Below are 12,850 nucleotides of genomic sequence, written 5' to 3'. Positions count from 1 at the left end.
GTCCGACGGGCGTCCGGCGCCGGTCTGCCGGCGCTGCCTCCGCACCTCGCCGCCCGTACACTCACCCGTTCGACAATGGCGGTGCCTGCCGCTGGGCATGCTTCCCTCATGTCCGAGTACGAGTGGGATCGCACCACCATGGCGGTCGTCGCCTCCGCGCTCTCCGGCGACAGCGACGGCGCGGTGGAGCTCCTCCGGCCGCTCTCCCAGCGCGACGTCTGCCATATCGCCGTACGGCTGGCCGCCATGGCCGCCGACGCACTGATCGTCGCCGCCCAGGACACCGGGGGCGACCGCGAGGAGGCCCTGTCCCAGTGGCAGCAATGCATCCTGCAACACGAGACGGAGTACGGCGGGGAGTGAGACACGACCCGGGCGGCGCAGGCGGGGAGCCGCAGGCAGGGGCCCCAGGCGCCCCTGCAGGAGCCGCAGGCAGGGACGCGGGCAGACGCCGTTCCCGGTCGCGTCGGCCAGGACGTCGGCCGGTGTGCTCATGGTCAGGCGCGTATACCCGTCGGCGGTCGACCAGGGTCATGGCTGCGGCCGGCCAACGGCACAGCGGCGGCCGGCCAGGCGTGCAGGCCTCGGGCAATCGTGCCGGCGGCCGCCGTCGCCGCCGCCCTCCCCTACTCCACCACCGGCAGCAGCTCCGGCAGATGACCGTCCGACGCCAGCGCCGCCGACCGGCGTTCCTCCGTGACCGGGCCGTATGTCGTCGTGCGGGGCCGGGCCGGGCGGCCGGCGGTCTCGGCGATGGCGGTCAGGCCCTGGATGGAGCGGTATGAGCCGTAACTGGAGCCCGCCATACGGGAGATGGTCTCCTCCATCAGGGTGCCGCCCAGGTCGTTGGCGCCTGAGCGCAGCATCTCGGCGGCGCCTTCCGTGCCGAGCTTGACCCAACTGGTCTGGATGTTGGTGATGTGCGGGTGGAGCAGCAACCGGGCCATGGCCGTCACCGCACGGTTGTCGCGGGTGGTGGGGCCGGGGCGGGCGATGCCGGCGAGGTAGACGGGGGCGTTGGTGTGGACGAAGGGGAGGGTGACGAACTCCGTGAAGCCGGCGACGTTCTTGGACCGCGCGGACCGCTGGATCTCCGCCAGCAGGCGCAGGTGGCCGAGCCAGTGCCGCGGCTGGTCGACATGGCCGTACATCATCGTCGAGGACGAGCGGATGCCCAGCTCATGGGCGGTCTTGATGACCTCCACCCAGGTGGCGGTCGGCAGCTTGCCCTTGGTGAGAATCCAGCGGACCTCGTCGTCGAGGATCTCCGCGGCGGTACCGGGGATGGTCTCCAGACCGGCGGCCTTGGCCTCGGTGAGCCACTCACGGATGGACAGTCCCGTACGCGTCGCGCCGTTGACGACCTCCATGGGAGAGAAGGCGTGGACGTGCATCTCCGGAACGCGTTGCTTGACGGCGCGGGCGATGTCGAAATAGGCCGTCCCGGGCAGGTCCGGATGGATGCCGCCCTGCATGCACACCTCCACCGCGCCCACGTCCCAAGCCTGTTGGGCGCGGTCGGCGACCTGGGAGAGGGAGAGGGTGTAGGCGTCGGCATCGGTGCGTCGCTGTGCAAAGGCGCAGAAACGGCAGCCCGTGTAGCAGACGTTGGTGAAGTTGATGTTCCTGGTGACGATGTACGTGACGTCGTCGCCCACGGTGGCGCGGCGCAGATCGTCGGCGATCCGGCAGAGCGCGTCCAGGGCCGGCCCATCGGCGTGCAGCAGGGCCAGCGCCTCGTCGTCGGTGAGTTCGGTGGGGTCGTCGGCGGCCTGCGAGAGTGCCTGGCGTACATCGGCGTCGATGCGGGACGGCACCATCCCGGGGGCGGCGGCCTCGCGCAGCGCTCCCCAGTCGCCGTAGACCTCGTCGAAGTCGTCGCGGCGGTCGCTCGTACGTCCCTGGGTGTCGATGGTGCGGTGGAGGTCCGTACGGCCGGAGGAGGTCACCGAGAATTCCTCGTCGGGCTCCTGCCACGGGTGGCCCTCGACCACCGCGTCCTCACGGGCCAGGCCGGTCTCCGGGTCGGCCAGGGCCCGGACGTGCGGCAGCAGACGGGGGTCCAGCCAGGGCTCGCCGCGCTGGACGAACTCCGGGTAGACGGCGAGCCGTTCCTTGAGCCGGAAGCCGGCGGCGGCGGAACGTTCGGCGAGCTCGTCGATCTGCGGCCACGGGCGCTCGGGGTTGACGTGATCGGGCGTGACCGGAGAGACGCCGCCCCAGTCGTCGATACCGGCCCCGATGAGCCGCCCGTATTCCTCGTCCACCAGGTTGGGCGGCGCCTGGAGGCAGGCGGAGGGGCCCATGATGTGCCGGGCGACGGCGACGGTGGCGACCAGTTCGTCCATCTCCGCGTCCGGCATACCGCGCATCGCCGTGTCCGGCTTGGCGCGGAAGTTCTGCATGATGAGTTCCTGGACGCCGTGGTAGGCACGGGAGATGCGGCGCAGGGCGAAGAGGGATTCCGCGCGCTCCTCGTAGCTCTCCCCGATGCCGATCAGCAGCCCGCTGGTGAACGGAACGGAACTGCGGCCGGCGTCCTCCAGGACGCGCAGCCGCACGGCGGGCTCCTTGTCCGGGGAGCCATAGTGCGGGCCACCGGGCTCGCTCCACAGCCGCTCCGCCGTGGTCTCCAGCATCATGCCCATCGAGGGGGCCACCGGCTTGAGCCGCTGGAAGTCCGTCCACGTCATGGCGCCGGGGTTGAGGTGCGGCAGCAGCCCGGTCTCCTCCAGGATGCGGATGGCCATCGCCCGTACGTACGCGATGGTGTCGTCGTACCCCTCAGCCTCCAGCCACTCCCGCGCTTCCGGCCAGCGGTCCTCGGGGCGGTCCCCCAGGGTGATCAGCGCTTCCTTGCAGCCCAGTTCGGCGCCGCGGCGGGCGATGGCCAGAACCTCGTCCGGCGACATGAACATCCCGTGGCCGGCGCGGCGCAGCTTGCCGGGGACGGTGGCGAAGGTGCAGTAGTGGCACTTGTCGCGGCAGAGGCGCGTGAGCGGGATGAAGACGCTCCTGGAGTACGTGATGACACCGGGGCGCCCGGCGGCTTCCAGGCCCGCGTCCCGCACCCGGGACGCCGAAGCGCACAGGTCCGCGAGGTCCTCGCCACGGGCCTGGAGCAGCACCGTGGCTTCGGTGACATCCAGCGCCACACCGTCACGCGCGCGGCGCAGCGATCGTCGCATCGCGTTCGCCGTCGGCCGCGCCGGACGGTCCGCGGCCGCGGCCGTCGTCCCGTCGGGTCCTCGGTCCGGTCCTCGGTCGGTTCCCTGGTCAGGTCCCTGCGCGCTGGAAGTCATCCTCCGAGGATACGAGCGCCCACCGACAGCGCCGCCGCCGGTGAACCGGCGATCGGTGTGCGCCTGATCACGCCAGACGGAGGTTCCCTCCGGAGTCGGGGTTCCCCCGAAGGCGGGGCGTTTCCCGAAGCGGTCAGGCTCGGCGGACCTGACCGCCGCCGCGGCGACACGGACATCGCCACCGCCACGGCCGTCGAGACGGCCATCGCGACCGCTGTCGCGTCAGCGTTGACGGGTCAGCGGTTCAGGCTGGCCAGGAGTTCGTCGGAGTACGTCCGGGTCAGGAACTCCAGGTTGTGGCCGTCGGGGTCGTCGAGGTACAAGCCTCGGCCGCCGTCCTGAGTGTTGATCACCTGCGGCTGGGTGTGCCGGGGGTCGGCCCAATAGGGCAGCTCACGCGCCTGGATACGGGCCAGGATCGCGTCGAACTCGTCCTCCGTCACCAGGAACGCGTAGTGCGTGGGGACGAATTCCCTCCCGTCTGCGACAACCTCCGCGAAGTCGAGTGTCACGCCGTTGTCCAGCTTGAGCGCGGCGAACGGACCGTACGCCTTGGGTTCGGGAGCGTCCAGCAGCTCGGCCAGGAAGCGCGCGGAGGCGAAACGGTCGGTGCTGTGCACGATCGTGTGGTCGAGTCGAGGCAATGGGGGTTCTCCTTGGACCGTTGATCTGCGGCTCTTCCGTCCCTTCCGACGCTACGACCGGCCCGAGCGGCGCGGATCGGTCTGCGGTACCGAACCACGCCGGATGGCCGTACGCCGATGGACCTAGGCGCTCCCCTACGCCCCCGCCTATGGATACGCCTCGCCGCCCGTGCCTACACCCCGCCGTCCTGTGGCTACGCCTCGTCGCCCCGTGGCTGCGCCGTACTGCCCCGAAACGCCACCGCCCGTGACCAAAACGACCACCGGCTGTGCCCCAAAGGGGCCACGTCCCCCACCCCGTCACGCACCGGGCCCACTACACGCCGCCCCACGCCCCACACCCCGTAAACCCCACCCCGTCACAAATACTGCGCGTAATCATCCAGCGTCCGCAGTACCTCCGCCTCCTCGGCCGGCGGCAATTGCAGCACCACCTCCTGGAGCCCCAGCTCCCGGTAGTGCGCCAGTTTCCCGGGCGACGGGCGGACCGCGTACGGCACCACCTCCGGCTCACCCGCACGCCCGGCGTCCGCCCATGCCTGCCGCAGCACCGGAACGGTTTCGGTCAGCCCGCGCCCACCGATCGGCAGCCAGCCGTCCGCGTACTCGGCGATCTGCCCGAAGAGCTTGGGCCCGGCGGCACCGCCGATCAGGGTGCGCGGCGCACCGTGCGCCGGCTTGGGATGGGCGAGGGACGCCCGTACCGACCCGAACTCACCCTTGTACGCCGTCGGTTCCTTGGCCCACAGCGCCCGCATCAGCGCCACCCGGTCCCGGGTCAGCTCGCGCCGCGTCGACCAGTCCACTCCGTGGTCGGCGGCCTCCTCGATGTTCCAGCCGAAGCCGACGCCGAAGGTGAAGCGTCCGTCGGAGAGGTGGTCGAGCGTCGCGATCCGTTTGGCGAGGGCGACCGGGTCGTGCTCGGTGACGAGCGTGATACCGGTGCCCAGGCCGAGTCGCTCGGTGACGGCGGCGGCCTGGCCGAGCGCGACGAACGGATCGAGGGTGCGGCCGTATTCGCGGGGCAGCGGCTCACCCATCGGGGCCGGGGTGTCACGGCTCGTCGGGATGTGTGTGTGCTCGGGGAGATAGAGCCCGTCGAACCCGCGTCGTTCCAGCTCACGGGCGAGCCGGTCCGGCCGGATCGTCTCGTCTGTCAGGAAGATCGTGGTCGCGATCCGCATGCTGGAGCACCTCCGCGTCAGGGGTGTGGTGACCGCATGTTGCCTTACCGCCGGACGGTTATCCACAGGGCTTTCGCCGAGTGTCACACCCGCGTACAACAGTCTTCACATGACGGCATGCCGACGACATGCGGCGACACCAGAAGACGATCGGCGGTACGCGAGCGGTCGGTCGATCGCGCGGCGGCATTCGCAGCCGATGATGGCTGCGGTGTCCACCGCACAGAACGACGCCCATGGCGATACCCACGGCGATGCCCATGACGACGGCGCTTGATGACAGGGAAATGACAGGGAAGCTGACGGCTCATCCATCCGATGCTTTGAGGGGCAGGAATGGACCGACGCGAGATTCTGAGACTTTCGGCGGTCGCGGGCGCGTCAGGCGCGCTTACGCTCGGAGCTGTGAGCTTCGCCGACGCGGCACCGGCAGCCGGAGGCTCCGGGCGACGGGACTCCGACGAGGGTTCCGGCGTCCGCTCTGACGGGCGCCCCGACGGGAGCGAGCAGACCCGCACGGTCACCGGCCATCTTCCCGCAGGGGCACCGGACTTCGTCTATCTTCCGGTCAAAATCCCGCACGGCGTCCGGGAGATCGCCGTCGCGTACCGCTACGACAAACCCGCCGTCCCTCAGGGCACGCCCGGCAACGCCTGTGACATCGGCATCTTCGACGAGCGCGGCACGGAGCTCGGCGGCGCCGGCTTCCGTGGCTGGTCGGGCGGTGCGCGTACGGAGTTCTTCCTGCGCGCCGACGACGCCACCCCCGGCTACCTCCCCGGCCCCGTCAACGCCGGCACCTGGCACATCGCCCTCGGCCCGTACACCGTCGCACCCCAGGGGCTGACGTACGAGGTCACCATCACCCTCCGCTACGGCCCTCCGGGACACACCCCCGCGCCCGTCTACCCTCCCGAGCGCGCCCGGGGCCGCGGCCGCGCCTGGTACCGCGGCGACAACCACCTGCACTCCGTGTACTCCGACGGCAAGCGCACCCCCGCCGAGATCGCGGCGCTGGCCCGCGCCGCCGGGCTGGACTTCATCACCACCTCCGAGCACAACACCACGTCCGCGCATCGCGCCTGGGACGGCCTGTGGGGCGATGACCTGCTCGTCCTCACCGGCGAGGAGGTCACCACACGCAACGGCCATGTGGTGGCGATGGGCACCGACCCCGGCGTCTTCATCGACTGGCGCTATCGGGCCCGCGACAACGTCTTCGGCAAGTACGCACGCGCCATCCGGCGGGCCGGTGGCCTGGTCATCCCGGCGCATCCGCACGCCACCTGCATCGGCTGCAACTGGAAGTTCGGGCTGGACGACGCCGATGCGGTGGAGGTGTGGAACGGCCCGTACACACCCGATGACGAGGTCACCCTCGCGGAGTGGGACAACACCCTGGTCGCGCACACCCGCGGCGGCGCGGCCTGGCTGCCGGCCGTCGGCCACAGCGACGCCCATCGCGACCCGGACGTGGTCGGCCTCCCACAGACCGTCGTGCTGGCCGACGACCTCTCCCGGCGCGCCGTCCAGGACGGCATCCGGGCCGGTCGGGTCTGGATCGCCGAGTCGTCGAAGATCGACCTCGCCTTCTCCGTCACCGGCGTACGCGGCGAACACGCCGGTATCGGGGAGCGCCTGGAGGTCCCCCGTACGTCGAAGGTCACCGCCCGGCTGAAAATCTCCGGTGCCCCGGGCTGCACGGTCTTCTTCGTCACCGATCAGGGCACCCTGTATACGACACCGCTGCCGCCGTCCGGCGCGGGCACCGTCAGCTGGCGGACGACGCCCGACCACGCCGCCTACATACGCGCCGAGGTACGCCACCCAGCAGACACGCCGGGCCTCCCGGGGCCGATGGCGGCGCTGACGAACCCCGTGTTCCTGGGCGGCGGCCGGAATTGAGCCGCTTACGGGGCGGGGACGGGGACGGGCATCCGCGGAACCGTCACGAGCCCATGCCGGAACCACCAGACCCGTCACGAGCCCGTGCCGGAACCACCAGAACCACTGGGACCACTGGGACCACCGGGAACTACCAAAACGACCGGACCTACCAGAACTACCGGTCCTACCAGAACTACCGGCCCTACCGGCCCGCCCCCTCACCCCGCCCAGACAACCGCCTGCAACTCGCTATACGCATGCAGCGCATAGGAGCCCACATCCCGCCCGACCCCGCTGCGCTTGAAGCCGCCGAACGGAGCCTCCATATTCCGGCCGACCGTATTGATACCGACCCCGCCCGCCCGCAGCCGTCCCGCGACCCGGAACGCGCGGGCCACATCGCCGGACCAGACGTAGTCCAGCAGCCCGTAATCACTGTCGTTGGCCAGCGCGATTCCCTCCTCCTCGTCGTCGAAGGGGACGACCACCACCACCGGCCCGAAGATCTCCTCGCGCACCACCCGCATCTCGTTCCCACAGTCCGCGAACAGCGTCGGCGCCACATAGAAGCCGCGCTCCCGCTCCGGCCGCCCACCCCCGGCGACCAGCCGCGCGCCCTCCTTCGTCGCCAGTTCGACGTACGCCTCGACACGGTCCCGGTGCGCCGCGGAGATCACCGGGCCGACGACCGTGCCGGGCTCGCGCGGATCCCCGACCGTCAGCCGGCCCGCGTACCCGGCGAGCCCCTCCACCAGCCGGTCATAGATGCCGCGCTGGGCCAGTACCCGAGTCGGCGCGGTGCAGATCTGCCCGCTGTAGAAGGAGAAGGTGGTGCCGATACCGGCCACCGCCTCCGCCAGATCGGCGTCGTCGAAGACCAGCGCCGCGCCCTTGCCGCCCAGCTCCATCAACTGCCGCCTCATTCCCCGGCCGCACTCCTCGGCGATCTTCTGCCCGACGGCCGTGGAACCGGTGAAGCTGACCATGTCCACACCATCCGCCGCCACCGCCGCCTCACCGACCTCAGGCCGCGCACCGGTGACGACGTTGACCACCCCCGGCGGCACCCCGGCCTCGGCCAGCGCCTCGGCCATCCGGTACACCGACAGCGGATCCTGCGGTGCGGGCTTGACGACGACCGTGTTGCCCGTCGCCAGCGCCGGCGCGACCTTGCCCGCCGCGTTCGCCCAGGGGTTGTTGTACGAGGTGATGCAGGTGACGACGCCCACCGGGCGGCGCACCGCCAGCGCCCCGATGACGGCCGCCCTCCCCATCGGCCCACCCTCATTGACCTGCGGCGGCAGCCCGGTCTCCACCGGCTCCAGAGCACCGCGCGCATACCGCTTGAAGCGGGCGACGGACACCCCGACCTGCATCCCGCGCGCGGTGCCGGTCGTCGCGCCGGTCTCCGCCTGCGCCAGCTCCGCGTACCGGACGGACTCCCGGCGCATGACCTCGGCCGCGCGGTCCAGGATGACCGAACGCTCCTCGGGCGTGGTCCGCGACCAGCCCTCGAACGCGTCGCGGGCAGCGCCCACCGCCGCCTCCACCTGCGTCCGGCTCGCCTCCGGGGCCCGTCCGACGACCTCCTCGGTCGCAGGGTTGACGACGTCGTAGTGGCCGGCGTCCGGCTCCACCCATTCCCCACCGATGAACAGCCGTTCAGCGCCGGGAACTCGACCGCCTCCCGGCGCCCCCGGGGCCACCCCTCCCCCACTCACCTTGACCTCACCGCCCCACCTGCCGAACCGCCCACCGCCCCACTCACCATCCCGCTCCCGTCCCCCCACTCACCCCGTCCTCACCGTCTCCGTATCCCGCCCCGACCGCAGCACCCTCCCCGGCACCGCGCCCGTCACCACATCCCCCCGGATCGCCTCCACCCCATTGACCCGTACGCTCACCACCCCGACCGCCTTCGAGTCCAGCCGCGGACTGTCCCCAGGCAGGTCGCGCACCAGCGTCGCGGCGCCGGCGTCGATCCGCTCCGGGTCGAAGAGCACCAGGTCGGCGTGGTGGCCCTCGGCGACCCGGCCGCGCTCCCGCAGCCCGAACAGCCGGGCCGGGTCATCCGTCAGCATCTGTACGGCCCTCTCCAGCCCGACGAGCTTCCGCCCTCGCAGACAGTCCCCGAGGAAACGGGTGGTGTACGGCGCGCCGCACATCCGGTCCAGATGCGCGCCCGCGTCCGAGCCGCCCAGCATGACGTCCTCGTGCTGCCAGGTCTCCCGGCGCAGTGCCCAGCTGGCCGGGTCGTTGTCGGTGGGCATCGGCCACAGCACCGTCCGCAGCTCGTCGTTGGCGCAGATCTCGACCAGGCAGTGGAAGGCGTCCTGCCCCCGCTCGGCCGCGATGTCCCGGACCACCCGCCCCGAAAGCCCCTCATTGACCGCCGAGTACGTATCCCCGATCACATACCGCGCGAAGTCCGTCAGCCTCCGGAAGACCCCAGCCTCCTCGCTGTTCGCACGCCGCAGTATCTCGGCGCGTACCCCCGCGTCACGCAGCCCGGCAATCCGCTCGGGCACCGGCAGACCGAGGATCTCGCCCCAGCCGGGGATCAGGTTCAACGCGCAGAAGGTGCCCAGCGACATGTTCATGGGGGTCAGGATCGGCATGGTCAGCGCGACGATCCGGCCGCCGGCCTTACGCGCCCGCTCGCTGGGCAGCAGCTGGCGCGGCACCCGTTCCGGCACGGCCGCGTCAATGGTCAGTACGTTCCAGTTGAGCGGACGTCCGGCGGCCGCCGACATGTCCACGAGCAGGTCGATCTCATCGTCGTCGAACCGGTCGAGGCAGCCCGCGACAATGGCCTCCAGCTGAGTGCCCTCGTGTTCGGCGACCGCGCGGGAGAGCGCGAGCAGTTCGTCGGGACGCGCATGCCGCGAGGCGACCGGCCGACCGTCACCGTCCCCGTGGGTGGCGGACTGGGTCGTGGACAGCCCCCACGCGCCGGCGTCCATCGCGTCATGGAACAGCCGCAGCATCTCCGCCAACTGCCCCGGCGAAGGTTGCCCCCCGATCGCCTCCGCGCCCATCACATACCGCCGCAGCGCGCAATGCCCCACCATGAAGCCCGCGTTGACGGCGATACGCCCCTCCAGCGCGTCCAGATAGTCACCGAACGAGTGCCAGTTCCAGGGGGCGCCCTCCTCCAGCGCGACCAGCGACATCCCCTCGACCTTGCTCATCATCCGCCGGGTGTAGTCGGCGTCCTCGGGACGGTCGGGGTGCAGCGGGGCGAGCGTGAATCCGCAGTTGCCGCCCGCGACGGTGGTGACGCCATGGTTGAGCGACGGGGTGGCGTACGGGTCCCAGAACAGCTGGGCGTCATAGTGCGTATGCGGATCGACGAAGCCGGGCGCGAGGACGAGCCCCTGGGCATCCTCGCTGCTACGGGCCTGCTCGACGCCCGTCCCCGGCTCGGCGATCACCGCGATCCGCCCGTCCCGTATGCCGACGTCGGCGACGTACGAGGGCCCGCCCGTACCGTCCACGACGGTCGCGCCCTTGATCAGGTGGTCGAGCATGTGCGTGGGTCCCTTCTTCCCTGGGGCTGGTCACGGAGACGGCGTCAACGCCAACCGAACCGGGTCTGCCCCCCGGGGGGGGGCAGGCGCCGCCCTCACGCCCCCTCCCGGAACCGGGTCGTCCGATGCACCGGATCCGTGTCGATCTTCGGGATGACGTGCTCGCCGATCAGCTTGATCGTGTTCATCGTGTCCTCGTACGGCACACCGATCGGCAGCCCGAACGACAGCTGATCGGCACCGGCCTGCTCCCAGCGCTTGCACTGCCGAAGCACCTCGTCCGGGTCGCCGCAGATCATCAGCTCCTCGGCGATCAGCAGCTCGATGATCTCCTCGGTGTACTCGGGCAGCAGCTCCGGCCACTCCGGTATGCCCTCGGGCCGGGGGAACGTGTCGTGGTAGCGGAACAGCAGCGACTGGAGGTAGTTGAGCCCGCCGCCGACCGCGATCTCCACCGCCTTCTTGTGCGTCTCCGCACAGATCGCCGTCGATGTCACCATCACGTTGTCATTGACGAAGTCCCCGACCGCCGCCGCCTCCTTCACCGCCGTCTTGTACGACTCGACGACCCACTCCATGTCGGCGACCTTCTGCACGCTGAAGCCCAGTACGCCGAGCCCCTTCTTGCCGGCCATCGCGTACGAGGACGGCGACCCGGCGGCGTACCACATCGCCGGATGCGACTTGCCGTAGGGCTTGGGCAGGACCTTGCGCGGCGGCAGCTCCCAGTGCTTGCCCTTGAAGCCGGGGTACTCGTCCTGGAGCCACATCTTGGGGAACTCGGCGATGGTCTCCTCCCACAGCTCCTTGGTGTGGTTCATATCGGTCACGCCCGGCATGAAGCCGAGGATCTCGTGGCTGCCGGCACCCCGTCCGGAGCCGAACTCGAAGCGTCCGCCCGAGAGGTGGTCGAGCATGGCGACCTTCTCGGCGACCTTCACCGGATGGTTGACGGGCGCCAGCGGGTTGAAGATGCCCGAGCCCAGGTGGATGCGCTCGGTCGCATGCGCGAGGTAACCGAGGAACACGTCGTTCGCCGACAGATGCGAGTACTCCTCCAGGAAGTGGTGCTCGGAGGCCCAGGCGTACTTGAAACCGGATTTGTCCGCCTGGATGACGTACTCGGTCTCCTCCATCAGCGCGTGATGCTCGGCCTCGGGGTCGGTCACCGCCCGCGCGGCCGGTACGTATCCCTGCACAAAGAGCCCGAATTCCAAGGGAGTCCACTCCTTCGGGGTGCGGGGGTCGCCCCCCGGGAAGGCCTTCCGGCCCCATCTCCTGTTCCGCAGTGCTCAAAAAAATAGCTTTCTGACGCTACGTCAGCTCGCAGAACACGGCCGACTCTGACACCGCCCACCCGCATCGTCAATACCTGACGGCTAGTCAGGTAGTCAGCCTTCGGTCAGACGACTCCCCGACCCCAACCGGCTCCCCGGCCCTCAAAACACCGACAGTCCCTCAGAACACCGAAACCCCGGCCATCCACCCCCCATCGATCACGAACGGCTGCCCCGTGATGTACGACGAGTCCTCGCACGACAGAAAGAGCGCCAACCTGGCAACCTCCTCGGGCCGCCCGATCCGCCCCATCGGGATGACCTTCCCGTAGAACTCGTCCAGCGCCGCGCTGCCCGTCTCGTCAGCCGCTTTCGGCCCGCCGTCCGCCGCCACCCGGTCAGGGTTGGTCATCGGCGTATCGACCGCCCCCGGGCACATCGCGTTGACGCGTATCCCCTTGCCCGCCAGCTCCATCGACGCGACCCGGGTCATCCCGACGATCGCCGCCTTGGTCGCCGCGTACGACGTCAGGAACGCCATCCCGGTCAGCGCCGTGTACGAAGCGGTGTTCACGATCGTCCCGCCGCCGGCCGCCTCCAGCTCGGGCGTCACGGCCTTCATCCCCAGGAACGCGCCCACCTGGTTGACCTGCACCACCTGCTGGAACTCCTCCAGAGGCGTGCTGACCAGTTCGTTGAACCGCAGGATCCCGGCGTTGTTGACCAGCCCGTCGACCTTCCCGAACGTCGACTTCGCGGCAGCGACCGCCCCCGACCACTCGTCCTCCCGACTCACATCCAGGTGGACGAAACGGGCCCACTCCTCCCCCAGATCCTTGGCCAGCGCCTCCCCCGGCCCGTCCAGCACATCCCCCACCACCACCCGCGCCCCTTCCGCCACAAAGAGCCGCGCCTCCTGCTCGCCCTGCCCACGCGCCGCACCCGTGACGATGACGACCCGCCCGTCCAGCTTTCCCATGCCTGCCTCCTGCTGTTGTGAGGTGCGGCCCAACGGACGGCAAACCG

Annotated in this window: 9 protein-coding genes; 2 read left to right on the top strand and 7 right to left on the bottom strand. The window is 70.4% G+C overall.

All coding sequences use genetic code 11. The features are described 5' to 3' along the window. The first annotated feature begins 108 nt into the window (after positions 1–108). Entirely contained in the window at positions 109–363 is a 255-nt protein-coding gene (locus K9S39_RS25560) for a hypothetical protein (protein WP_248865650.1), read from the top strand. Positions 364–626: 263 nt separating this feature from the next. Here the strand turns inward: K9S39_RS25560 and K9S39_RS25555 are convergent, their stop codons facing one another. From K9S39_RS25555 to K9S39_RS25545, 3 genes are all read right to left on the bottom strand, one after another. Further along, positions 627–3,302, bottom strand: coding sequence for a bifunctional FO biosynthesis protein CofGH (locus K9S39_RS25555; protein WP_283112802.1), 2,676 nt, complete (start codon positions 3,300–3,302; stop codon positions 627–629). Positions 3,303–3,538: 236 nt separating this feature from the next. Next, on the bottom strand, positions 3,539–3,946 hold the full coding sequence (locus tag K9S39_RS25550; protein ID WP_248865649.1) for a VOC family protein: 408 nt from the start codon (positions 3,944–3,946) through the stop codon (positions 3,539–3,541). A 359-nt stretch (positions 3,947–4,305) separates the two neighbouring features. After that, positions 4,306–5,130 (bottom strand): TIGR03619 family F420-dependent LLM class oxidoreductase, encoded by an 825-nt coding sequence (locus K9S39_RS25545; RefSeq protein ID WP_248865648.1) that lies wholly within the window; start codon positions 5,128–5,130, stop codon positions 4,306–4,308. Positions 5,131–5,466: 336 nt separating this feature from the next. Between K9S39_RS25545 and K9S39_RS25540 the strand changes: the two genes are divergently transcribed. After that, positions 5,467–7,035, top strand: coding sequence for a CehA/McbA family metallohydrolase (locus K9S39_RS25540; RefSeq protein WP_248865647.1), 1,569 nt, complete (start codon positions 5,467–5,469; stop codon positions 7,033–7,035). Positions 7,036–7,235: 200 nt separating this feature from the next. Here K9S39_RS25540 and K9S39_RS25535 read toward each other — a convergent pair whose 3' ends face one another. From K9S39_RS25535 to K9S39_RS25520, 4 genes are all read right to left on the bottom strand, one after another. After that, positions 7,236–8,723 (bottom strand): aldehyde dehydrogenase family protein, encoded by a 1,488-nt coding sequence (locus tag K9S39_RS25535; protein WP_406708159.1) that lies wholly within the window; start codon positions 8,721–8,723, stop codon positions 7,236–7,238. Between the two features lie 84 nt (positions 8,724–8,807). After that, a complete protein-coding gene (locus K9S39_RS25530) occupies positions 8,808–10,547 on the bottom strand; it encodes an N-acyl-D-amino-acid deacylase family protein (RefSeq protein ID WP_248865646.1) in 1,740 nt (579 codons plus the stop codon). A gap of 95 nt (positions 10,548–10,642) precedes the next feature. Further along, positions 10,643–11,764, bottom strand: coding sequence for an LLM class flavin-dependent oxidoreductase (locus tag K9S39_RS25525; RefSeq protein WP_248865645.1), 1,122 nt, complete (start codon positions 11,762–11,764; stop codon positions 10,643–10,645). A gap of 241 nt (positions 11,765–12,005) precedes the next feature. Continuing rightward, complete coding sequence (locus tag K9S39_RS25520) at positions 12,006–12,803, bottom strand: SDR family NAD(P)-dependent oxidoreductase (protein WP_248865644.1); 798 nt, start codon at positions 12,801–12,803, stop codon at positions 12,006–12,008. Between the last annotated feature and the right edge of the window lie 47 nt (positions 12,804–12,850).

Source organism: Streptomyces halobius, from assembly GCF_023277745.1.
GTDB classification, from domain to species: domain Bacteria; phylum Actinomycetota; class Actinomycetes; order Streptomycetales; family Streptomycetaceae; genus Streptomyces; species Streptomyces halobius.
Note: the sequence above shows the minus strand (reverse complement) of the source record. Positions and strands in the feature narration are given on the sequence as shown.

Coding starts and splice junctions, on each gene's coding strand:
- K9S39_RS25560 (WP_248865650.1), top strand. CDS start 109: ATGTCCGAGTACGAGTGGGATCGCACCACCATGGCGGTCGTCGCCTCC.
- K9S39_RS25555 (WP_283112802.1), bottom strand. CDS start 3,302: ATGACTTCCAGCGCGCAGGGACCTGACCAGGGAACCGACCGAGGACCG.
- K9S39_RS25520 (WP_248865644.1), bottom strand. CDS start 12,803: ATGGGAAAGCTGGACGGGCGGGTCGTCATCGTCACGGGTGCGGCGCGT.
- K9S39_RS25540 (WP_248865647.1), top strand. CDS start 5,467: ATGGACCGACGCGAGATTCTGAGACTTTCGGCGGTCGCGGGCGCGTCA.
- K9S39_RS25545 (WP_248865648.1), bottom strand. CDS start 5,130: ATGCGGATCGCGACCACGATCTTCCTGACAGACGAGACGATCCGGCCG.
- K9S39_RS25530 (WP_248865646.1), bottom strand. CDS start 10,547: ATGCTCGACCACCTGATCAAGGGCGCGACCGTCGTGGACGGTACGGGC.